The organism is Haematospirillum sp. H4485, from assembly GCF_012102745.1.
Taxonomy (GTDB): domain Bacteria; phylum Pseudomonadota; class Alphaproteobacteria; order Rhodospirillales; family Rhodospirillaceae; genus Haematospirillum.
Genome location: NZ_JAAVSY010000005.1, coordinates 1 through 24773 on the forward strand (window position 1 = coordinate 1; position 24773 = coordinate 24773).

At 56.8% G+C, this 24773-nt stretch carries 10 protein-coding genes and 2 pseudogenes; 2 read left to right on the forward strand and 10 right to left on the reverse strand.

Annotated elements, in window-relative coordinates; all coding sequences use genetic code 11:
* The 9 genes and pseudogenes from HEQ61_RS05250 to HEQ61_RS05285 all read right to left on the reverse strand — a co-directional run.
* The coding region (locus HEQ61_RS05250) for a hypothetical protein (protein ID WP_168084760.1) at window positions 1-331 on the reverse strand (331 nt) is incomplete at its 3' end.
* 75 nt (window positions 332-406) lie between these two features.
* Window positions 407-643, reverse strand: a pseudogene (locus tag HEQ61_RS11585) (ketoacyl-synthetase C-terminal extension domain-containing protein); the annotation flags it as partial.
* A gap of 100 nt (window positions 644-743) precedes the next feature.
* Window positions 744-7157 (reverse strand): annotated as a pseudogene (locus tag HEQ61_RS05255) (SDR family NAD(P)-dependent oxidoreductase); the annotation flags it as partial.
* Between the two features lie 17 nt (window positions 7158-7174).
* On the reverse strand, window positions 7175-7729 hold the full coding sequence (locus tag HEQ61_RS05260; RefSeq protein ID WP_168020227.1) for an isochorismatase family protein: 555 nt from the start codon (window positions 7727-7729) through the stop codon (window positions 7175-7177).
* Window positions 7730-7741: 12 nt separating this feature from the next.
* Window positions 7742-9160 (reverse strand): FAD-dependent oxidoreductase, encoded by a 1419-nt coding sequence (locus tag HEQ61_RS05265; RefSeq protein WP_168020229.1) that lies wholly within the window; start codon window positions 9158-9160, stop codon window positions 7742-7744.
* Between the two features lie 16 nt (window positions 9161-9176).
* Window positions 9177-10172, reverse strand: coding sequence for an ACP S-malonyltransferase (locus HEQ61_RS05270; protein WP_322099204.1), 996 nt, complete (start codon window positions 10170-10172; stop codon window positions 9177-9179).
* Window positions 10120-15750, reverse strand: coding sequence for an SDR family NAD(P)-dependent oxidoreductase (locus tag HEQ61_RS05275; RefSeq protein WP_168020231.1), 5631 nt, complete (start codon window positions 15748-15750; stop codon window positions 10120-10122). The genes HEQ61_RS05270 and HEQ61_RS05275 overlap by 53 nt, the downstream gene beginning before the upstream one ends.
* A 15-nt stretch (window positions 15751-15765) precedes the next feature.
* A complete protein-coding gene (locus HEQ61_RS05280) occupies window positions 15766-16608 on the reverse strand; it encodes a polyketide synthase dehydratase domain-containing protein (protein WP_168020233.1) in 843 nt (280 codons plus the stop codon).
* A 54-nt stretch (window positions 16609-16662) separates the two neighbouring features.
* Window positions 16663-21516: a beta-ketoacyl synthase N-terminal-like domain-containing protein gene (locus HEQ61_RS05285; RefSeq protein WP_168020235.1), complete on the reverse strand. Its 4854-nt coding sequence runs from the start codon at window positions 21514-21516 to the stop codon at window positions 16663-16665.
* 471 nt (window positions 21517-21987) lie between these two features.
* Between HEQ61_RS05285 and HEQ61_RS05290 the strand changes: the two genes are divergently transcribed.
* Together HEQ61_RS05290 and HEQ61_RS05295 are read left to right on the forward strand one after the other, a co-directional pair.
* Complete coding sequence (locus HEQ61_RS05290; protein ID WP_168020237.1) at window positions 21988-22863, forward strand: universal stress protein; 876 nt, start codon at window positions 21988-21990, stop codon at window positions 22861-22863.
* A 41-nt stretch (window positions 22864-22904) separates the two neighbouring features.
* The gene (locus HEQ61_RS05295) at window positions 22905-23369 is read left to right on the forward strand and encodes a hypothetical protein (protein ID WP_168020239.1); all 465 of its coding nucleotides are present in this window, start codon (window positions 22905-22907) and stop codon (window positions 23367-23369) included.
* Between the two features lie 52 nt (window positions 23370-23421).
* Here HEQ61_RS05295 and HEQ61_RS05300 read toward each other — a convergent pair whose 3' ends face one another.
* Complete coding sequence (locus HEQ61_RS05300; protein WP_168020241.1) at window positions 23422-24624, reverse strand: pyridoxal phosphate-dependent aminotransferase; 1203 nt, start codon at window positions 24622-24624, stop codon at window positions 23422-23424.
* Window positions 24625-24773: the final 149 nt, after the last annotated feature.

A 24773-nucleotide genomic window follows, 5' to 3' on the forward strand; every position in this document is an offset into this window, starting at 1 on the left:
GTATCATCCGCATCAATGAACTCGCCATGATCACTGAAGATGTCGTCGATGCCGCAGGACAGGCCCTCGTCATCGGAAACGCCAAATAGCAATCAAAATTCAAAGCCATGTAGCGATCAAGCTCACACGCCTGTTCAAACCAATAAGGCTTCGTGTCAAAAACGTAGCCCGGCAAGTGCAAACGGCGACAACCGCTGCCCTTGAATAAAGGCGTCCAGTCAATCAAGGCACCCCGCTGATATTGCTTCAGGGCCTCCTGCATAACTTCCCCCCATTCGTTTTGAGCTGGATCAGGTACCCAGGAAGATGATTTACCGGCACACTTGGCCATGCTGTCTGGATCTGTAGCGCGTATGCGGGTTACGAGATCCTCGACGGAGGTAGCAATCCAGCTCAGGCGACAAGGAAAGGCTTCACGCCCGGTGTTCAGGGTAAAAGCAATATCCGCCAGCTCATGACCGGAGTCTTGAAGGCAGTCCAGAAGCCGTACACGCATCCCTTCCAGAGAATAAGGAGTACGCGCGCTCAACGTTACCAGCCAGCAAGGCCTTTTCACGCGTGGGGCCACAGATTCTTTCGGCTCTTCGGATATAATGACATGGGCGTTGGAACCACCAAAACCGAATGAACTGATGCCCGCCACTCTTGGAGCAGATGTCTCCCAGTCGCGATTCCGCGCTCAACACGTAAAAAGGACCATCATCAAGATGGATCATTGGATTGAGCCGGCTGAAATGAATGTTCGCAGGCAATTGACGATGCTTTAGACAAAGCAGGACCTTCAACAGGGATGCCATTCCAGCGGCAGGCTCCAGATGGCCAATATTGGATTTCACTGCACCCAGCGCGATGCTGCCCTCGGCCCTGTTCGGGGCCAGGGAATGGAACGCCTGGTGCAGGGCATCAATTTCAATAGGGTCCCCAAGTTGGGTACCGGTACCGTGCGTCTCGATGTAGCTGACCCGATCAGCCAGCTCCGGGGTATAGGCCGTTTGCAACAACACGGCCTGCGCCTGTGGGTTCGGCGCTGTCAACGAATTCGCACGACCACCGTGGTTTTCCGCTGACGCCTCGATCACACCGTAAATGCTGTCAGCGTCTCTTTGTGCGTCAGCCAGACGCTTGATCACTACACACCCCACGCCTTCCGCCCGCACGTAACCATTGGCGCTTTCATCAAAGGTGGCACAACGCCAGTCCGGAGACAGAACCCCCATGCTTTGCGCGGCATCGCTGACAGCCGGATCAATCAGCAGGCTCACCGCCCCCACCAACGCCATGTCACATTCGTTCCCCTGCAAGGCCATCACCCCGCGATTGACTGCCACCAATGCACTGGAACACGCCGTATCAATGGTCTGGCTGGGGCCATTGAAATCAAACAGGTACGATACCCGGTTGGCCAGCATCGCATGAGCATTTCCGGTTGCCGCATAAGGGTGGGAACTTTGCCCCCAGGACTGCAGCAACGTCTGATAGTCATTGAACTGAACACCTGCAAACACACCGACGCGACTCAGGGCGGCAGGCTTATAGCCGGCATCGGCCAGGGCATTGTAGCTGGTCTGCAGGAAAAGGCGGTGTTGCGGATCCATCAACATCGCCTCACGGGCAGACAGACCAAAAAAACGGGCATCAAAATGCGTGATTCTATCAATGGTTCCTGCATGACAAGGAGTATCACCCCAACGCTCCACACGCCGGATTGCACTGCGGTTCTCTATCAGAAGATCCCAAAAGGAATCCAGATCCGCAGCACCCGGCATAATGCCGCTCATACCGACAATGGCAAAGCGTCCCTCTGCAGGGGATCGGCTGTCCCGTATAGAAACAAGCGTTGCAGGCACACGTTCCATGTGTGTCGCCTTCTGGACAATCGATGGCGAGGCGCGGTCTGGAACAGGCTGTACGGAATCGCCGGAAACCACCGGAACCGCACCCTGTTGATGCAAATACTCGGCCAGACAGTGGATGTTGCCATAAGTAAACAAGGCATTGGGAGGGACCTGAACACCAAAGATCTTGCCTGTACCCTGCGCCAAGGTCTGTATCATGACGGAATTCAGGCCAAGGTCACCCCAGCTCCGGTCAATGCCGATATCCTCTTCCGGAAGCTGCGTCAGGGCCTTGACCAGATGGATCAGTCCTTCCTGCAGCTGTACCCCTGAGGCTGCAACGCGGTCATGGCCGTGGGTATGACCGGGATCATGAACTACGGGTGGATCATCCGACAAATCCACCGGGGATAATGCAAAATGCCTGCGTATTTTATTGTGGTCACCCACCAGCCCCATGACCTGATCGTGGTGATCGGGAACGCCATTGATCCAGGTGATGAAAAGCTCCGCCCCCCGGGACAGCGTCAGCGGAACAAACCCGTAATGACGACGCAGATAGTCCGCCAGGGCTTGATACTGCTCCATCCGGTTCTCGCTGTCCTGATCATCGATCCAGAGAGGCCAGTTGATGGACAACGTATGCCCCTTGCGCGCCCCCTGCCTGACCTTCCGGTTACGCTCTGCTGCAAACGCATCAAGAAAACGGTTGGCCGCTACATAGTCGCACTGTCCTACGTTCCCCATGATGCTGGACATGGAAGAAAACAGACAGAAGAAATCCAGATCCAGATGAGCTGTACAACGGTCCAGTTGCCGGGTTCCTTCCACCTTCGCCGACATGACCGCAGAAAAGTCGGCCAACGACTTGTTCTGGACCTGGGTATCCCTTAACACACCAGCAGACTGTATAACGCCATTCAGGCAGCCAAATTCTTGCAAAACACCCGTTACCACACGCTGCGCCTGAATAGGGTCAGCAATATCAGCCTGCTGATAGGACACCGCGCCTCCGGGCCATTGCTCCAGCCAGGCCTCACGCTCCTGCGACAGGGAAGAACGCCCGACCAACACCACCCTGGCATTGTAATCCGCGTAAAGACGACAGGCGATTTCCCTGCCGATCATCCCCATGCCGCCACTGATCAAATACACACCCCCCTGGCGCAGACGCACACCACGGGTCAGTTCGACAGGATGCAGCGCCCGCTCCCGGCGCTCCCCTTCCCTGTATTCAACCTCCCTGGAATCTTCACCCGCCCCGGCAAGCTCGGTCAACAGCCAACGCCAGTCTTCCATGTCAAGATCCGACGCAGGCTTCGCCAACTGGACCTGTCTGTAACAAATATCTGTATTTTCCAGCGCCAGAACCCTGAAAACACCGCCCATGGCAATGTTCTCCGGAGACTGTACAGGATCGTTGACATTCAATATGACACACGGACGCAAGCAGGCCTGCAGTGCCTTCGCCAAATGCAGTGCCTTTGCATCACTCCAGGCAACATTGAAATTTATCCAGTGAATCTCCTCCTGATGTTGCTCCTGCGTGATGTAATCCAGAGCCCGGGCCAGGTCTTCCGGATTGTCTGGGCGCAACGTCACTTCATTGTGACCAAAACATAACATCGCACCCGGATTGATACGCAGAACCTTCACATTGCCGATCATATGGGGCAAGGACTGCTCCGGTGAGGCCAGAACAACCACCGATGTCACACGTCGTAACGAGGTCGGCACGGCATGGCGCTGCCATAACGGAGCCAACAGAACGGAAGGCAGTGACGCGTGATCGTGCGCTGCAGGTATGACCGGCGTCGGACGAGGGTCTGCCTTCAGCGTCGGCGCCCAGTAAACATCACGGGCAAAAGGATAACCGGGCAGACCCCGAAGCAGCGATTTGACAGGAAAGCAGTCCGTAAAATCGGTGGCATCCCCCTGGAGATAGGCACGCATAAAAGGCGCAAACATGGTGCCCGCTGGAATATCGTCCATAGACGCATGGCCACGCTCCAACCTGTCGATCAATGCCGGTACAGACCCAACCACATGGCATTCCCGCTCGACATGATGTTGCCTGGCGCAACACAGCGTATAACTCAGACTGTATAAACAAACATGATCACGGGTGCGCAAATATGCCGCAAGCTGTTGCTTGACCCGCCGTAGTCCACTGCGGTTGGGAGCCGACAACACAATCAGATACTCTGCCTGCATCGGAGCTGTTACAGTTGCCCCCCCCGGAAGATACTGCTGGAGAATGGCATGGCCGTTGGATCCACCCGCTCCAAAAGAGCTGAGGCCGGCAAAACGCGTAACCCCACCCACCAGAGGCCAAGGTTGCTTTTCCCGCACAAGCCGAAATCGGGTTTGCTCAATATCCAGGTAAGGATTCTCGATGGTACAATGCAGGGTGGGGGCAAGCTGCCCATGAGAAAACTGTTGAACGACCTTGAACAGTCCCGCCATTGCCGCAGCAGATTCCAGGTGTCCGATGTTGCTTTTCACTGAACCAAGATAACAGGGGACCTCCTTGCCTTCCCCGTACGCACCCTGTAATGCCTGCAATTCAATGGGATCACCAAGCCCGGTACCGGTACCATGCGCCTCTACATAATTGACACAGGCCGGTTCCACGCCAGATTTACGCAATGCCTCCTGAATAACATGCTGTTGTGCCCGTACAGACGGAACCGTAAAGCTGCTGGTCCTTCCACCGGAGTTAATCGCTGTGGCACGTATAATGGCGTAGGGAATATCCTGATCACGAATAGCATCAGCGACGGATTTCAGCACCACCACCGCAACACCCTCGCCGGGAACATAGCCATCGGCGTCCACACCAAAGGCATGACAGCGGCCACTGGGACTTAAAAACCGGCCTTGGGACAAAAGCCTGTATTTGCCGGGATGTGCCATGATGTTCACCCCACCGGCAAGAGCCATGCGGCACTCACCAAGACGCAAACTGTTACACGCCATATGCAGGGCAGTCAGGGACCCCGAACACATGGTGTCAATTGCCAGGCTGGGGCCTTGCAGGTCAAACGCATAAGAGACACGGTTGGCAATGGCGGCAAATGAACTGTCAACCACGCGTCCAGGAGCATCCAGATCCTGGTAATGGCCAAACATGGCAGCAACAAATACACCAACGTCCCGCCCCGGGGATATGAAGTAACCCGCATCTTCCAGTGCATGGTAACTGACGTGCAGGAAACGCCTTTCCTGGGGATCAATCACTTCAGCATCCACCGGCGCAATGTTGAAAAACGCAGGATCGAATTCAGCAAACCCCTCTATAAAACCACCGTGACGACCATAAGCCGTCCCAGCCTGCCCGACCGAGGCTGAATAATCCTGCCGCCAATCCCAGCGCTCCCGTGGAATAACACGTATGGCATCTTTGCCATCAGCCAGTGAACGCCAAAATGCATCAATGGTCGCACCATTGGGAAATTCACCCGCCATGCCGACAATTGCGATGTCATCATCCCGATAAACAGCCGCCGCAAGATCTGCCTCTGCTTCCCGTGCGGGATCTTTATCCCGCGTCCGGCTGCGGTCAATCGCGTCAATATCGGTAGCAGGCGCAGCATGAAGCACATTCATCCAGGATTGCCCGGTATGTTGCCGGCCCGATGCCGGTTCTGCCGTTACACCATCTGCATCCGGCAAGCAGGCGTGCAACTGTGAACCCGCCCGCTCCAACACATAATCTGCCAGTTGTGCAATCGTAGGGCACTCGAACAAAATGGCACGACTGAGCTTGAACGTACCTCGGGACGACAGTTGTGCCGCAACGTCCGTACTGATCTGAATGCTGGCAACACTGTCAAGTCCCCTGTCCAGCATGTTTTCGTCGTCCTTCAGCGTTTTCAGTCCACTGTGACGACACACGATACCCTTGAGCCAACGACGCGTCCGTTCCACCAGTTTCCCGCGATCCATATCAACCAGTGGTACACAGGCAACACCATCAGGCTCGCTTCCCCGTTCCGGCACAGCCACATCACCACGCAGTACCGCCAGACTATCTACCTCGCCATCATAGATCACCAGATGACGTTCTTCCGCCACCAGGGCAGACAGCATGCGTCGGCAGGCTGTCTGCGGATCCATCGGAATCAGACCAGACCCGTCCAAGGGCATCTGCATCCCCTGCGAACGCCACAACCCCCAGGCAAAGCTATACCAGTTCGGGAACTGCTCCGATGCCCGTTCGACGAATTCGTTGGCGGCCCCGTATGCGCACTGTCCAACATTGCCGACAGTTGCTGTAAGAGAGCTGAAATTAACCACATAACGGGGTTGATAAGACTGCTGCAAAGCCGCAAGGTTCAGGGCCACCTCGACCTTGGCAAACAGCGTCCGGTGCAGGCGCTCCACGTTCAGATTGTGAAAAAGACAGTCATCAAGTATCCCCGCCAGATTAAATACCGCCTTGATTGGGCCAAATTCTTTCTGGATATGCACGAAGGCTGAATCCAGAGCACCATGGTCCGTGGCATCAACGCGCAGATAGCATCTCGCACCACATACCTTCAGCATCTGTATCAACGCAGCATCCGGCACCTTGCGACCCAGCACGACCACATTGAGGCGACAGGCCGATTGCAAAACGCGGATCAGTTCCCGCCCGACGCCCCCCGCACCGCCAATCAGCACAACCGTGTCACCGTCATGCAACGGCATTGCCCCATCGGTACCCGGCCCAGCGGCAACCCATAACTCCCTGAACAGTCCCTCCTCCCCAAACCTCAAACGTTTCCCCGGCAAGGAAAGTGCGGCAGAAAGACAATCCGGCAACCCTGCACCGAGGGGGCCTGAAGGAATCCGCACCGAAGTAAGGACACAGCGCGGCATTTCCAGGCAGGCCGAACGCGCCAGTCCCTCGAACAGGGCGGACAGAACGTCCTGTTGTGTATGAAACGACACGATATGGACGGCGAGGTTCTGCGCGAATATCCAGCGCAGGAACTCAAGGCTGTAACGGCTGCAGGACATCCAGCTTTCCCGGTTCAATGATGCCATCGGCCGATCACGACCGGACATCACTGCAACAATATCCCGGCCAACACCGACACGTTCCAGCACCGCCTGCATATCCGCCTTGTCCGACATCTGGTCCAGGCGCAGAACCGCTGCCCCCATGGCGTATGCCGCTTCTGCTGCCTCAGCACTGTCTGTTGCCACCAGCACACGCCCAACCTCAATATCGCTGCCGGGGGGCATGGCAACCTGCAACTCTTCCCGTCTCAACATTTCCATTCGTACACCACTCCCATCATGCCTCGGAATCCCGGTCTTCCCGCACCGGGACATACGCCGTTCAAAAGCGGTCAACGAATGTAGCGACCATCCAGATATTTCATCGCCAGATTCAGGTAATTGGGGTACTCGGAATGCCGGATCAGTTCGAAAAAGAACATTTCCCGGGTAATCAGCTCGATACCACTCCGCCCAAGGCGCTGCAGCGCCGCCTCGTGATCGGTTCGGGACCGCGCGGAACATGTATCAGCCAGAAGAAACACCTTTTTCCCTTGCGCTTGCAGACGGAACGCGGATTGCAGGATGCAGACGTGGGTTTCCGCTCCGGCCAGCACATAGTGATCCTGCCCGGCAGCCTCCACAGCCGTTGCTGCAACCGGCTCCTCCATGAAATCAAAGTGGGTTTTCTCCAGATAATCCGCCTTGCCCGCCACCTCGGTCAGGGACCGCGACAGTTTGCCAAGTTTCTTGTGCTCGATAATCCGGGTTGGTACCTGCAGGTCACAACACATATCTGCCAACCAGCAGCAGTCATTCAACAACTGGGTGCCATTCTGCAGCAAGGGAATCAAATCCAGCTGCATATTGAAAATGACCACAGACGCCTTCTCTTTTTGCAACAACATGGCCCGGCTCCCCTAGACGATCAGGTCCTTGATAAATTTGTGGGATTGCTCCTTGTGCAGGGACAAGGTCCTCGCAACACGGAAGATTGCATCACCCATCCAGGACACGACTGTCTCGCCCGGCGTATTGACACCCATAATGTCCTTGACAACCTTGAACTGCACGCAGGCCAAGGTGTTATTGCGGTATGGATAGGCCGCCCCCAGTCGATCTGCGACCACCATGGCCGACACAATGGCACCTTCGTGTCCTGTCAGACTGGTATCTGTTCCGCAGAACCACAGATTGTTGACGCCCTGTATCTCCCTGATACGGGTCTTGCGGCGGAAGTCGGCCGGCCTGAGCTTGGGCAGCTTCCATGCCTTCTTGCAAACGATGTATTCCGGCTTGATCGCAGCTTTGGGATCAAAGGTTACCAGCAGCGGCTTGTCCACGCCCTGGTACGGAGGCAGGACGTTGTTGACACGTGTGAGCGTTCCGTATTGTGTTTTCAGAGATCCGCTACCGAAGGCATCGGGCATTCGGAACTGGCAATAGTGCCCATCGCCCTGCGGGCTGACCCAGTGCCCGTCATGGTGCAGGTAACTCTTGACAGGAACATGCTCGAACCCACCAAGAATGTCCTGATACAACCGATCCGTTGTCACCAGCATGGACAGGGTTGTATCAGCATGGGTAGCAAATATCACGTGGTCAAAACACCGGCTTTTGCCGTTGAACTCCACCGTTACACCCGCCGGGGAAGGAATGACACGATCCACCTGCGTCCCCAGTTTTATCCGGTCTCCCAGTTCGTGGGCAATGCACTTCAAGTAAGCACTCATGCCGCCCTTGGCCTTACGCCAATAACCCGGTGAAAAGAACGAAAGCAGATTCATGTTAAAGGAGATGGCGACATACATCAGCGTATAGTCCAGCGAAGGAGCATTACAGCCGGAGTAAACTGTCATCAGAGGCACCAGCGCCTGATACCGGAATGCGTCCGAGTACCCTCTTTCGTCCAGATACTGACCGATGCTCATTTTCTTGTAGCGTTCATCCCCCGAACTCAGCACGGCTGCCATATCAAGATGGAACTGGTCAAACTCCTGCCGCAGTTCCGCAGCCAGGTCGCCCTTCCCGGTCATATTGTTCCAGAACCGTCCTTCTCCGGGAAACTCCACATGCATGGTCAACGGCGCCACATAGCTTTCGATACCGAAATGCTCCAGAAGCGCACACACATTCGGAGAAAGGCGCTCGTTGAAATACTCCACGCCCATATCGACATACCGGGTTCCCGCCTCTGTCTCGACAGGATAACTGTAAGCATGACCACCCAGATAATCGCTGGCTTCAAACAACGTAACCTTGTTGCTTTTGCCCAGCATCCATGCCGCCACCGCACCCGCGCCGCCACCGCCAATCACGGCAATATTATGTGTTTTCATTTTTTACCTCCATGCATCAAGCCGTTGCCTGCGTGGCAACTGCACCTGAAATTTTTGCATGCAGGTTGGCAAGAACCCGCCCCGGACCCAGCTCGACAAAATGCGCCTGCGGATAACGCCGCAACAGATGCTGGATGGTCCGCGACCAGCGCACTGGCTTCACCAGCTGGAACGCCATGTCTTCAATGAGGTGCTCGCCACCGATAACCTCGCCACTGGTGCTCGAGATCACGGTTTTCTGTGGTGGGTTGAGATCAAGCCCAAGCAGGAACTCTGTAAATTGCTCTCGACAAGGCTCCATGTAACGGGAATGAAATGCACCACTGACCGACAATGGCACGCAGCGGTACCCGTGCTGTTCCAACAAGGGGGCAAGCTGCTGCATACGCTCTTCCCTGCCGCTCAACACCACCTGTCCCGGCGCATTGTCATTGGCAACATCCACATCGAAGCAGTCCAGCTGGACCAACGTCTCCCGCACGGTGTCGGTATGATCCCCCAACACCGCCAGCATACCGCCCCCACCAATCGCCTGCATCAGCTCCCCACGTTTGGCAACAATGCCAAGCCCTGTCAGAAGGTCAAAAACCCCCGCTGCAAACAACGCTGGAAACAGCCCCAGACTGTGCCCCGTCAAACAGCCATCAAAGGGATCATCAAAATGGCGGCCAGCCCGCTCCAGGTAATCCAGGTAAGCCAGACAGCACACAAAATAAAGCGCCGGCTGGGTATACACTGTCTGGTTCAGGCGTCCATCACGGTCTTCCAGGCACAGGTCGGAAATCGAATAGCCCAGAATATCTTCTGCAGCACGGCACTGCGTCGGGTAACGGTCGAACATATCTCTCCCCATGCCTGGATGCTGCGATCCCTGGCCGGGAAACATTACGATTTCCATTGTTCCAGCACTTCCATTGCCATAGTTCATCAGGTGGCACCCGGACCCCCGGGCTCCTGCGTCAACCAAGATCAAAGATCTCGAACCGGGATTCCGGCCTTGCAGGTCCAGCATGCGTATCACCAGCCCCTTCTCCTGCGTTCGGACGCACGACCACGGACATCATATCTTCCAGCATGATCAGCACCTCTCCCCGCATATCTGTAAAATAGAAATCAAAACGCCTGGCCTTGCTGGCCTGCCCCATCGTACGTTCCAGGCAATAGCCGTACACGGCTTCATTGTCCGGCAAACGTTTCACCACCAAACGGCCAAGATGACAGGGCATAAAGACCGCTGTTCCGTCACGTCCCGCATCCACCGGAACCAGAATCGCCAGCTGCAGACCAGCATCCAGCAGCGCAGGTGACACCAGCTGCCCCCAGTCATGGTCAACCTGTAAAAAGGCCCGGACCAAACCCGGACTGACCTGCGCCCAGCGAATGCCCTGCAGGGGAGCCCCATAGTCATAGCCACGCTGCCTGAACCCCGCATAGATCTCTGCCCGGGATAAACGGGAACCACCGCATACCGCTTCCAGGGTATTTTCCATACCCGTACGCGCAAGGACAGCCGCAATGTTCGCAGGAGCCTCCTCATTCCGGGTGCGCTCTGCACTGCAATACCGGGTATACCCGTCCCGTCCGACAAAGAACGTACGGTCTCCCTCTTCAACCATGTCCACCAGCTGTGGATCGGTAATCCTGTCTTGCCACATAATGTCGGCAAAACCACCACCATCAAGACGTCCGCACAGGTTCGACAGGGTCCAGGCGGCCGGCGCCATGACCTGACCATTGATACGATGAGCCTGTATCAAGGAACGGAAACCCTTGAAGCCGGACTCAACAGAATCAATCCAGTGGCGATGACGGATGAACACATATTCCGGAACCGGCACCAAACACCGCTGTGGATAGAACTCGTCCCAGGGTAGATCCTGTCCGGCCTCGTACAGTGCCGCAACATACCCGGCATTGTCACCGGTCAGCTGTTGCGGCGGCTGCCCCGAAACCTCTTCCCGCGGCAAGGCCGAAGATATTTGCAGATCCTGCCCCAACTGCTGGATCAGCCCGGCCTGGTCATGACATACCAATGCACGACGGAACCGGTTGTGATCACGCGCACACGCCAGCGTGCAGGCCAACGCATACATGTCTACCTGCCGGTGGGACAGCCACTCATGCAAACAGTCCAGCGTTTGTTGCAATCCCGCGCTGCAGTGATGGGACAGTGGAATAACATACACATCCTGTCCCGTTACCATCGGCACCGGCGCCCGGGGCACCCCCTGGATCACGACATGGGCATTGCCACCGCCTGCGCCGAATGAACTGACTGCAGACATGCGCGGTACATCTGGATCCCACGCACCCCGGTCCCTGTTCAGCAAAAACGGGGTACGGGTAAAGTCCAGATGGGGATTGGTTTGCTCCGCATGCAGCGAGGGAACCCACTCGCCGTGATACATCTGCAAAACCGCTTTCAATACACCACAAAGGCCAGCAGCCGATTCCAGATGCCCCACATTTGACTTGACCGACCCCAGACGAATACTCTGGCACGCTGCCTCGGCATAACCCCTACTCAACGCACGCAGTTCAACAGGGTCACCCAGTTCCGTACCGGTACCGTGTGCCTCCACATAACCAAGATCCCGGGCAGAAACACCAGCTGCCCGCAGGGCCTTGTCAATCAACGCCGCCTGTGCATCCGGGTTCGGTGCCGTGTACCCGTTGGAGCGACCGCCGGCGTTGATAGCCGATCCCTTGATAAAGGCATAAATCCGGTCATTGTCACGCATGGCGTCCTCTGCCCGCTTCACCACCAGGCACACCACGCCCTCGCCATCGACAAAACCATCCGCATTGGCACCAAAAGGCTTGCACCGACCACTTCTGGAAAGCATATGCAAGCCGCACAGCAACTCATAATGACGGGGGTGCGTGACAAGATTCACTCCTCCCACCACCGCCTGGTCACAATCCCCGCTTCTCAATGACTGGCAGGCAAGGTGCAGGGCTGTCAGCGACGCCGAACAAGCCGTATCCACCGCCATGCTTGGACCACGCCAGTCAAAAGAATAGGAGGCGCGATTAGCCATGGACCAGAACAGCGACGTCGCAGGTGCTGTCGTTGCATGCGCCGGCGTGTGCCAGGCATAATCACCGTTCATGACACCAACGAATACAGCTGTGTCGCTACCCGCCCACTGCCTGCGGGAATACCCTGCATCCAGCACTGCACGATAGATCTGCTCCATCAGGATTCGCTCCTGCGGATCCATCCTGGCCGCTTCATTGGGCATCAGATTAAAGAAAACGTGATCGAATGCGTCCACGTCGTCGATGAAGGCACCGCGATTGGTATAACTGCCACGACCATTCCGGGGGACGTCAGCAAGGAACCCGTCCTGATTCCAGCGCTCTGCCGGAATCACATCCGTACAGTCACGACCATTGCGCAGATTGTCCCAGAAATGCGCCACGTCCTGCGCCTTTGGCAATCGGGCGGCCATACCGATAATGGCGATATCACCACGACGCCACGACGGCATCTGCGAATCACCGGAAGCTGACCACAGGCACCGCCCCTGCCCGTCAGCCCCATCGTCACCTTCGTCTGAACCGGTATCGAGAACCGGCATGGGTGCGCCCCCGGATCCCGTACCGGAAGCAGATGACAACGTTGCCAGATACTCTGACAGCAACCGCAGACACGGATATTCAAACAGGACTGTTGCCGGCAGATAGCCAAATCGCTCCTTCAGCAGGCGAAGCAATTCCAGTGAAATAATGGAGTCAACGCCATACTCATAAAACGGCGTTTCCGCATCAATTTCCTCCGGTGCCATCATCATGGTATCTGCAATGACAGCACGGACCTGACGCATGATTTCCATCAAACTGCCACGGCCCGGTGATGACGGTGCGGCGTACTCCCCGGCCGGGACAAGACCTAGTGCCTCGTCCCTATCCACTTCGTGCCAAGCCAGCCCTGACTCCAGCACATGCTGCGCAAGTTGCCGGACTGTGGGATACTCAAACAGGATCGTGGCAGGCAGATATCCTGTTCTCGCCTTGATCGGCTTCAGGAGCTCCATGGAAATGAGAGAGTCAATGCCCATCTCGCTGAAGGGCATGTCACACTCGATCTCGCCGGGATCGAACTGCAACACGTCGGCAATGGTCTGGCGCAAAAAGTCTTCTATGGACACCAGGCTGGCACGCTTCTCCTGCGGTGCAGAACCCGCCGCGACCACACCGGCCTGAAGCACTTCGGGGCGGAAGGACGGCGTCTGCGGATCTTCCAGACGGCACGGCGCACCCTGTTGCACAACGGTTCCCGCAAACCCCACAAGCACCTGCTGGTCTTCACCGCCATGGGCATCCACGTCCTGAAATCCGGCTTCCAGGATCAGACGCCGCCAGCTGTCTCCGGACAACAAGGGACTGTCAGGAATACGGTACAGGTCCTGGCTCAACCACCAGCCATCCGTAAGGCCAAAGGTCAGTGTCGCGTAATCCTGGCAGGACGTAATCTCGTTCAGTACAAATATGCCGTCATCGCTTAACAGAGCACGAACCTGGCGCAGGCTTTCCGGCAGGTTCGTGGTGGCATGTATGGCGTTGGCGGCAATGACAACATCAAAAACATCCCCGAATACAGGTGGTTTTTCGATGTCGCAGATCTTGTATTCCACAAAGGGATACGCAGAAAACTGTTTCCTGGCCTTGTTCAAGAATGCAAACGACAGGTCTGTAAAGGTATAGCTGACATGGCCCGGCACCAGCTCCGGCAAGACAAACCGGGTTGTGCTGCCAGTACCTGCACCGATCTCGATAATGCGTAAAGGACGCCCGACACGTGCCTTCTGATAGTTGGACACAATTCTGGCAACAACCTTATTAAAGTAATCTGCAATCGGATTGCCGCGATACACAGGCTCGACCAGATCAAAGCAACCATCGGGGAAAAGAACGCCAAGTGGGTCAATGTCACCGCGCAAAACAGCAGGCAAATTCTGTATGCACTGGTCCAGCAGCCGAACATGTCCTTCAAGCTCTGGATAGCGCCGTATAGCATCCGCGCAACACGACACAGCATCGGCACTGATGCTTCCAAGCGCCGCCACCAGCTTGTCAAACTTTGGCTCTACACGTTCCGGCATGCGAACCTGGCTCAAGCTCCAGCGCGCATAGTCCTGCAGTGCGGCAGACATCGCCTTGTTGCGCACTACCAACGCATCGTCCGCACTGTAAGGTGGAATCAAGGCAGCCCCGTTCACGGCAGGTGTCTGCATAGAGGGATGAGGCGTGATACGCAAACGTTCCAATGCTGCATCAGATGCCTTCACAACAGTAATCTGCCTGCAATCCGTCACCAGAAAGCGCTCGATGATGGCAAGCCCCTCATCCGCTTCAATGGAACCAATCTGCAACTTCCTCATACGTTCCCGGTATCGTTCGGTGGCCACCACACCCACAGAACCCCAATATCCCCAATTGATAACCTTGCTGTTGATCATCAATCCATTGTGCAACACATCTGCGAAAGCATCCTTGGCCACACAGGCTGCGGTGTAGTTCCCCTGACCGGGGTTGGCGATGTAGGATTGTATGGACGAGAAAAACAGGCAGAAATCCAGCGCCCTGCCCTTCAATACACGTGCCAGGTTGTATGCCCCGTGTACCTTGGGTCGCAACACGTTGAACAGGGTCTCTTCCGACATGGCTGCCAGCGACGCATCTTCCAGCACCAAAGCAGAATGCACCACGCCGTGAATGACAGCATACTGGTCCATAACAGCCTGCAACGATGCACGGTCACCAAGATCGACAGAATGATAAGCCGCCCCGGAAGCCCCCAGGTCACGCAACCGCGCCAGCAGATTGCGCGCCTCCGCACGACGCCCGAGAAGAACAAGTTTTGCCTGATAGCGAGCTGCCAGATACTCCGCCAGCATGCTCCCCAAGCCACCGGCACCACCAAGAATGACATAGGTTCCCTGTTGCCGGAAAGCAGACCGCTCAGGCCATGGGCTCAGGGTCACAGGTTTCATCACAGGCTCGCCGTACCGGCCGTGGGCAATGCATACCGGCACACCGGGCAAGGTTGGAAGTGGCACACGCAGCATCTTCCAGAGGGTATCCGGTGTCAGCTTCTGTAGCGAGAAACTGCGCACGGTCCACTCCGGGCGCTCCCTGGCCAAGGTTTGCACCAAACCGACATAAACCCCGTCCACCGGATGAGTGACACTCTCGAACAACGGGCTGGCAACCGCCTTGTCTGTGAATACATCCAACGTGACCACAGGCTTGTCAGACAGCGCCTTGATCAGATGGAAGAAGGCCCGGATGTCCTCGTCCGGCACAGCCGCACGCCAAGGCGTACAGGTGACAAAGCATAAATTCGGGGATACATGGCCATCGACAGCCCGCGCCAGATCATCAATAGACTGCCGGTTCAGAAGACAGACTTCGGTACGGGGGAAACGATCGACAAGATCCCGGTACAGTGATGACTGCGAAGGCGGAACAACAAGAATGCGGGGTACATCCATCCCGGACGCAGCAGCCAGGGGCAGACTCGTCCACTCAGGGGAAAACACCAGCGAATCAACAGCTGCCTGAGGAACTCCGGGAAACTTCATGGACCTCATACTCCTTCATTGTAGATGCGATGGCTTGACGCCCAGGTCAAAAACAGACAGCAAAGGGGTATACGCTTCATCAAAGACCGTAAGATTGGTACGAAACGGCGACAGTTTCTCCGTCAGCACAAAGGCTCTGTCCAACGCATGATCAGGCAATGCCTGATGCAATATCAGCCTCCCCAGGGAATAGGGCATCAGGCTTTCCCTGCGCTCACCGATGGAGATCGCCATACCCGCCTGGAATGCGCAGTCCAGCAAACCGGCCCATCCCAGAAAAATGCCATCATGGTTGCCAAGCCAGGACAACGCCTTGTTGGATTGGCGCTGCACATAACTGATGCGCCGGAAACAAGGCCCATAGACGATTCCCATATCGGCAAATGCAGCGTAAACCGCACTTCCCGGAAAGTGGTCCCCGGTCTGTTCATCAATCTGGTTGCGCACAGACAATGGTGTCGCCAGATGATCTGTGCATGTGGACACAGCCGCCACATTCAGGACACCACTCCCGCAGACCTCATGCCCGTGCTCGATACGAAAGTCTATGCGTCCGGGGCCTGCCGGCAACAACCGGATGTCTATCTCCGTCTCCGGCGCACCAGCAAGAACGGGACGCAACCAGACCACTTCATCAAGAAAACCGGGATGAAAATCCGGTTTTTGCCTGGCAACCGCTCCCAAAGCCAGTTCCAGATACACCACGCCAGGCAGGACTTTCCAGCCACGCACGCGATGGTGCGAGAAGTAAGGATGATCATCGCGTAACGTGACGCGGTACCCTCTACCGTCATCCAGAAGACGCCAGCATCCTTCCATATCAAAAAAAGAGTCCCTGACCTCACTACATGGTCTCATCACCAGCCCCTCTATCCCCCCGGTGCTGTCCCTGACAGCGCCAATTCGGTCCGTTCAGTCCCTGGCGTACCAATACGCACGCTCGTCAAACCGGTACGTTGGCAATCTCATTTTGACGACATCGGAACCCTCGTACAGACGCCACCAGTCAATGGAGCAGCCCTCCAGATAACGGACTCTTGTGTGCTCCAGCATCTCCGGATCATCCAGTTCACCGGGATCAACAACATCGGCAACGATCTGCCTGTACTGCGGCACATGCACACCGGAACAGCGGGAACGAAGCTGTAGCAGCAAGTCGTCCACCCCACTCACCAACCAAGCTTGCCTGTGCTCGAAATGCTCGCGCCCACAACTCAGGGCAAAGGCCAGGTCAGCCAGTCCACACTCTGCCAGCACGGCACAATGCCCTGCGACAAAGTCTTCCAGTGCCGCCATATTTCCCATAAGAGAAGCCCCGGTACGGGCAGAAACCGGTATCAGATACCTGTCGTACCGGATCACGGAACGACGGTCCTGCCGGAATGGCGCAGACAGGACAACATGGGCATTGGTCCCCCCGAAACCGAAAGAACTGACGCCCGCAGTCAGCGGTTCCTCACCCTGCCAGGAAACGCTGTCCGCCAAGACCCTGAAAGGCGACGATGACAGGTCAATCTCGGGATTGAGCCGCTGAAAATGCAAATTGGCGGGCAAGTGCCCATGCTCAAAGGCCTTGATAACCTTCACCATGGACGCAACGCCAGCCGCCGGCTCCAGGTGTCCGATATTTGACTTGACCGCACCAAGCCAAATTTTTTGTGCAGAACCCGGATCAACTCGTTCCTGAAACGCACGTTTCAGGGCCGCCACCTCCACAGGATCACCCAGACGGGTCCCTGTGCCATGGGTTTCAATGTAGCTGACCCGCCGCGCCAAGTCCGGCGTATAGGCATCCAGCAGGAGGCGATATTGCGCATTGGGGTTGGGGGATGTCAGTGAATTGGCCCTGCCGCCATGGTTTTCCGCCACATTCTCGATCACAGCATGGACAAGATCACCGTCTGCCTGCGCATCCCGTAATCTTTTTACGAAAAAACAGCCGTACCCCTCTCCCCTTACATAACCATTGGCCCGCTCGTCAAACGTGGCACAACGGCTGTCCGGGGACATGAAACGCCCTGCCTCCAGCCCTTGATTGACCTGCGCGTCCAGAATCAGGTTTATGCCACCGACCATGGCCGCATCACAAACACGGGACTGCAGGTCACGACACGCTTTCACAAGCGCGGTCAACGCCCCGGAACATGCTGTGTCCAAGGTAAACGAAGGACCGTTCCAGTCGAAAAAAACAGACAAACGATTGGCCAGCATGCTCAGCGAATGACCTGACAGGGAATACGGCGTCTGCTCTTCGTTGTCACGGGCCTGCAACAGCGCGTAATCCCCACCCGCAGCCGCCATATAACAGCCAATCCGACCGCCGGACAGACGGGACGGTGCATAGCCCGCATCCTCCAGCGCTTTCCACGCAGCCTGCAACAACAGACGTTGACGTGGATCCATTCTGGATGCCTCCAGAGGCGAGATGGAGAAAAAGCGTGCGTCAAAACCCCTGACCGAAGAAATGAAACCCGCACGACAGTCCCGGATGGCCCGGTCCGCCGGCGCAACAGCAATACAGTCCTTGCGGTCCAGAAGGGCACGCCAGAATGTTGCCACATCATCCCCGCCCGGCAAGGTGGCCGCCATGCCAACAATCGCCAGTCTGGCATCTGCCGTCCCGTCAGGATGATGGACAACACCGGCTTTTTCCGTCCGGACGGCCTGATCCGGTGACTGGCGTTGGCAAATGGCTTCCGCCACCTCGTTGATGGTGTTGAACTGGTAAAATTCGTAACTGCGAAACACAATGTTGAAACGCTTCTGGATCGCAGCAGACAGCAGGTTATAACTGATCGAATTCAGGCCCAGCCATCCCAGGGGTTGGTCCGGGTCGGAAGCAGAAACGCCCAGACTCTCCCGCAGAATATCACGGATCTCCTGCTGTATCCCCTTCTCCTGCGGACGAACCCAAGACCGCGACCGGGAAACAGGCGGAGACGGCACAACAAGGGGCAACGCCTCGACAGGGGCCTCGCCCAGCCGTTTGACATCCGCCTTACCATTGGCCGTCAATGGAACAGTGGCCAGACAATGAATCGCCTTGGGCACCATATAATACGGCAATGTTTGCCGGCACCATTGCAAAGCCTGTTCTGTATCAAATCCACCCGCATCCGGAACCTGCACAAAGCAACACAGGTGCGGTTCCGGTTTGTTCCTGACAACGGTGAAAACCGTAACATCCGAAGCAAACGCCTTGATGCACTGACTGACCTCGCCGGTATCAACCCGATAGCCGTTCACCTTGCACTGACTGTCCAGGCGCCCGACATACTCTATGTTCCGGTGCGACAGGTAATGGACAATATCACCGGTTTTATAACCACGGACACCATCTGGTAACATGACAAAGGCCGGCTCGGACGGTGCATTCAAATACCCTTTGCCAACACACTCGCCGGCAATCATCAATTCACCCCTCATCCCGGGCACCACAGAGTTACCCCCGGAATCCAGAACGTAGTACGCACTGTTGAGCACCGGATGCCCCAAGGAAACCCGCCCAGCCTCTGTCACCCTGCAGCAACCAGCCCAGATCGTTGCCTCGGTCGGCCCGTACATGTTGTATAAGTGGCCTGTCTGCTCCAGAAGGTATTGAGCCAGATCCCTGTCCAGCGCTTCGCCACCGCACAGAATCCTCAGTTCGCCCGAAGCATGCCAGCCCGCCTGCTGCAGCATGCGCCACGTTGATGGCGTAGCCTGCACCACATCCACTTGACCCTGGTTCAGCACATCCCCCAGCAGATCGGCACTCATCCGAACCTGATCGGATACAACATGCAGGCTGCCTCCACATACAAGAGGCAGCAACAGCTCCAGTATGGAAATATCAAAGCTGACCGGCGTCAGGGCCAGCATGCGTTCCCCGGCCCGGAAACCCGGCGACACCCGCATTGAAGCAAGAAAGTTCGCCAGGTTGCGTTCACTGATCGCTACGCCCTTGGGCTTGCCGGTGGACCCCGACGTAAACATCACATATGCGGTTGCATCAGGTTGTGCATCCAGCATCAGTGCCTGTTCAAGGCCACCACCGGCACCAGGCTGCGTCATGGCAGCCTCAAGACAGGCCGGGACATCAACAACGGGCACGCCGGGAAACAAGGTCGCCGCCCTGGCGCACGTGCAGCTGTCAACCAACATGATACCGATATTGGATACATCAAGCATGGAAACAAGCCGTTCATCGGGCAACAGCGGGTCCATGGGCACAAAAGTGCGCTGCGATGCCATGACACCAAGGCACGCTGCCGGCAAGGCAACCGTACGCTCCAGAAAGATGCCGACAGCCGCACCCGGTGGGATATCCGCATGCGTGACAATGTCGCGGTACAAATGCCCAACAGCGGCATGGAGCTGCCGATAGGTCAGCAGCCCTGCCTGCCCGTCACTGACAGCCGGTTCATCGGGGCGCAAGCCCGATTCAGTCAGAAACCTTTCCAGAACACGTACATGTGGCGCAGCATCATCACGATCGCCGCGGATAACCGGCGTCAAAGGCTTCGTAACCGCGCATTCATGCAGAGGACGCTCCGGTGAAGTGGCAATAAAAGCCGCGACCCTGACAAAATTATCCGCCAAGGCCCTCAGTGTTTCTCCGGACAGGAAGCGGGACGATGAATCAAACGACAAAAAGAGCTGTTGGCCATCAAAACTGTAGTTGATGGCCACGTCATTCTGGCCTCCTGTATCCGGGCGTTTGGTCAGAACCATATGGCATCCCGCCAAATCCGGCGTTGCATAAGGCATAAGCCCATCAGAACAATTGACCACTAAATTGAACAATCGACCATGACGATTGGCTTCGGCGTCCGCCCACTGAATCAGGTGCTGCACAGGCACGTACTGATGCTTGCGCACATCCTGCCGTGCCTCTTTGACATGCGCAATCAGGCTGCTTCCCGACCGGGCGGGATCAACGACAAGAAACAAGGGAACAAGATTCGTATAACAACCAAATGCCTGCTGTTCATTTCGGCAATTCACCGTGTGAGACATGGTGACACGGCCATCGTCATCTTCTTCAGCTGTTGAATACAGCCTGACCACAGCACCTGTAACAGCAACAAGAAACTGAAACAGTGTCGTGTCCATACGCGCAAGCGTCTTGCTGACGGAAACAAGAAAGTCTTGCCCAAGCGTCCGCTTGACAGAAAGATACACCCCTCTCTCTTTCGGTATTCTGTAGCAGAATGGCAGCGCCCGGAACAGACGCGCGCCTTTCAGGCGGGCGGTCCAGTAATCAACAGATTCCTGCCCGACCGGTACCTCGGCAACAGCGAGAAACCCTGCAGCTACCTTCTGCCCAACGGCATCACACGCAGACTCCGGATGCTCCAGGGACTCCGAAAATGCATCCAAAAATGGCCGGTAGCACGCACCGTCAAAGACCATATGGCTGAACTCAAGCTGCAGGGCCGTGACTTTTTCATTGTCAACAAAGCAGGCAAACCGGAACAGCTTGTCGCCTGACGGATCAACAGGTTCCACATGATCCCACTCCGAAACATCGGTAACACGCTCCACAACCGTGCCCTGCAAACTGTTGCAGCCGACAAAAAGCTCGCCATCTCTCTCGAAAAAATAACCCAGCAGACACCCGAACCTGCTTGCGACAACCTCTCTCAGCGAGGAGTCAAGGCGCTGAAAGTCAATGGCTCCATCTATGGCAAACCTGTACCTTAATGTAAGACCCGGATCATCAGGGTTAATTTTATGGCGCATCCACTGAAACTGTTCGTAACTGGTTGCCTTGCGCAATGTCATTTAGCCCCCACGCACCGATATCCTGTCATACAGGCAGTACAGACCCGGTCAGTCCTCCCCCCCAGCCTCCCGCCCCCCGGTGGCAATGAACAGCCAAGACGCCTGACTCTCCACCTCTTGCGGTTCACTTCAACCATAAAGACATTAAAGACTTGAGTTCCGATCTTGTTACGACAAACAAGATGACTACTTCAAGTAGATAATTAATAAAAATACACTATAAAGTGAAATCATGACGCCATATCCTGTCCGGAACTGTTTTCTGCCACCCCGGAGCCTGCACAACACCATGACATTCACGCACACAGAAAATGTGCACACCTTTCATCCGGATCATACGGCATCATTCTCTACCCCCGCTTGTCTCTTGGGCTTTTCTGGAACCGGGAACTGGTTCATACTCCCCTGCATACCATAGGAGAGGAGGCAGCCACGCGCACACCTCTCCCGCTACGAAGGGAGCCTGTATAGATGTCCAGTTTACGCATCCTGCAAGCGGTTGTTCCAGATACCGAGGGCGGCATTTCAACACTTGAAACAGCGCTGCTTGTTGCAAGGGATTTTGCCGCCCACGTCCAGGTTCTCCACGTGCGCCCTGACCCGGCACAGGCTGTCCCCTTGGTGGGTGAAGCCATGTCCGGGGCCATGGTTGATGAAATGATCCGCCTGTGTGAAACCCGTGGCCGCGAACAGTCCAACCGGGTGCATGCCCTGTTTGACAGCCTTGTAACCCGCTACAGCCTTCCCATTGTCGAAGAACCACCGGGACCGTCGTCTGTTTCGATCTCCTTCCGCGAGGAAACAGGGTCCGAAGACAGCATCGCAACACGTCTGGGGCGTTTGTGCGATCTGGTCATTGCCGGGCGCCCGACCGGAGAAGAAGACCCGTGGCTGGAGGCAACCCTGAACGCCGTGCTGATGGACAGCGTGCGCCCCTTGTTGGTTGCCCCGCGTACTCCGGTGCGTCAACTGGGAAAATCTGTCGTCATTGCCTGGAACAACAGCCCGGAAGCGGTGCGGGCCATCCATGCCTCGCTGCCTTTCCTGCTGAAGGCCGAAACCATCACCGTGCTGGTTGCCGATGAAGGCCATGCCGATGCCGCAACACGGGACCTGGAACATTGGCTTGGCTGGCATGGGCTTGCCATCAAGACCCGCCAGATCAAACCCACCGGGCTGACCGGCAATGCCGTCGGCGGTGCCCTGCTGGAAGCTGCCAGCCAGGAACAGGCCGACCTTCTGGTCATGGGCGCCTTTACCCACTCCCGACTACGCCAATTGATCCTGGGCGGCGTCACACGCCATGTCCTGGATCATACCACCATGCCCCTGCTGCTGTGTCATTGAGCGCACGGTACGCAGGAAAAGCCCCAGGATACAGACGTGTTATGACTCCGCGACCGTCACGCATGCTGAAAACCGTGTGGATCGCCCTTGTGACCTGTCTTGTCCTGGGATCAACGGCAAGCGCCCTGTTCCTGCGGGATGCGTTGCGTGAACAAAAAGCAGCCCAGGACGCAATGATCGCCCGCAATATTGAAGCCGGCGCACGCGTCATGGAGCTGGAACAGCAGGTTGCGGAACTGGAAGCCCGGGTCCATGAACTGGCGGACTATAATGCCAACCTGAACCAGCGGCTTGACACCACCTATGCCCCGACCGAGGTCAGGGGCATGGCAGACTTCCCGGTCCTGCGCGGCATGGCCCGCCACGGCGACACGGTGGAAAGCTTCGCCCGGCGCGAAGGCACAAACCCTGATGTCATCCTTGCCCTGAACCCATGGCTGCGGGGACGCCGGGAACCCATGGTCGACTACCAAACCGTCTGGATCCCCAAGGTACCCCGCTCCTGACAGCCGTCAGCCAGGCACCCCGGATCGCGGTGCCGGCCGACAGAATACCTGTTCAGGACAGGCTGGCGCAGAAACGCTGGATCCGGGTGCAGGCTTCGGTCAGGACCTGTTCCGATGTGGCATACGAAATGCGGAAGTACGGAGACAGGCCAAACGCCTCGCCCTGCACGGCGGCCACACCCTCGGCTTCCAGAAGTTCGGTGACGAAATCACTGTCGCTGGAAATGGTACGCCCGGACGGAGCCTTCTTGCCCATTACCCCGGCGCAGGACGGGTACACATAAAACGCCCCTTCGGGGGTCAGGCAGGTCAACCCCCTTGCCGCGTTCAGCATCCGGACCACCAGATCCCGACGGGCACGGAAAGCCTCGCGCCAGGCCGGGAAGAAATCCATCGGCTGCGACAGCGCAGCAGCAGCAGCAGCCTGGGAAATGGAGCTGGTATGCGTGCTGCTCTGGGACTGCACCATGTTGATCGCCTTGATCAGCGGCAGCGGCCCACCGGCATAGCCAACCCGCCAGCCGGTCATGGCAAAGGACTTGGACACACCGTTCATGGTCAGCGTACGGTCGATCAGCTTTGGTTCAACCTGGGCAATGGTGGCAAAGCGGAAGCCGTCGTAAACCAGATGCTCGTACATGTCGTCGGTCATCACCCACACGTGCGGATGCTTCAGCAGAACATCGGCCAAGGCGCGCAGGTCGGCGGCGGAATAAGCCGCCCCGGTCGGGTTGCTGGGGCTGTTGAGGATCAGCCATTTTGTTTTCGGGGTAATGGCCTTTTCAAGTGCCGCCGGTGTCAGCTTGAAGCCATCGGCCTCGCCACAGGCCACAAAGACCGGAGTTCCACCGGCCAGAAGGGTAATATCCGGATAGGATACCCAGTACGGGGCCGGAATAATCACTTCGTCACCGGCATCCACGGTCGCCATGATGGCGTTGTAGATGACCTGCTTGCCACCACACCCCACCGTGATCTGGTCCGGCGTATAGGTCAGCCCATTTTCGCGGTGGAACTTCTCCACAATCGCCTTGCGCAGGACCAGTGTACCGGCAACCGGGGTGTACTTGGTCTCGCCACGGTCCATGGCTGCCTTTGCTGCCGCCTTGACATGATCCGGGGTGTCAAAGTCCGGCTCTCCGGCACCAAGACCAATCACATCACGCCCGGCCGCCTTCAGGTCGGCGGCTTTCTGGGTCACGGCAATGGTCGGGGAAGGTTTGATGGCAGACAGGCGGCTGGCAAGAATGGACATGGTGGGCCTCTGTGGATAAAGCACCCCGGAACGGGGGCAGTGACAACAGCACGGTCGGAACACCGCGCAGGCTGCACCCTATCCAACACGGGACACGGGCGCAACCGCTCACGCTTGCCTGATCCACAGCGGTGACATGTAAAAAAGGC

Coding starts and splice junctions, on each gene's coding strand:
- HEQ61_RS05260 (WP_168020227.1), bottom strand. CDS start 7,729: ATGTTGTTGCAAAAAGAGAAGGCGTCTGTGGTCATTTTCAATATGCAG.
- HEQ61_RS05270 (WP_322099204.1), bottom strand. CDS start 10,172: ATGCTGGACCTGCAAGGCCGGAATCCCGGTTCGAGATCTTTGATCTTG.
- HEQ61_RS05280 (WP_168020233.1), bottom strand. CDS start 16,608: ATGAGACCATGTAGTGAGGTCAGGGACTCTTTTTTTGATATGGAAGGA.
- HEQ61_RS05275 (WP_168020231.1), bottom strand. CDS start 15,750: ATGAAGTTTCCCGGAGTTCCTCAGGCAGCTGTTGATTCGCTGGTGTTT.
- HEQ61_RS05265 (WP_168020229.1), bottom strand. CDS start 9,160: ATGAAAACACATAATATTGCCGTGATTGGCGGTGGCGGCGCGGGTGCG.
- HEQ61_RS05295 (WP_168020239.1), top strand. CDS start 22,905: ATGACTCCGCGACCGTCACGCATGCTGAAAACCGTGTGGATCGCCCTT.
- HEQ61_RS05300 (WP_168020241.1), bottom strand. CDS start 24,624: ATGTCCATTCTTGCCAGCCGCCTGTCTGCCATCAAACCTTCCCCGACC.
- HEQ61_RS05285 (WP_168020235.1), bottom strand. CDS start 21,516: ATGACATTGCGCAAGGCAACCAGTTACGAACAGTTTCAGTGGATGCGC.
- HEQ61_RS05290 (WP_168020237.1), top strand. CDS start 21,988: ATGTCCAGTTTACGCATCCTGCAAGCGGTTGTTCCAGATACCGAGGGC.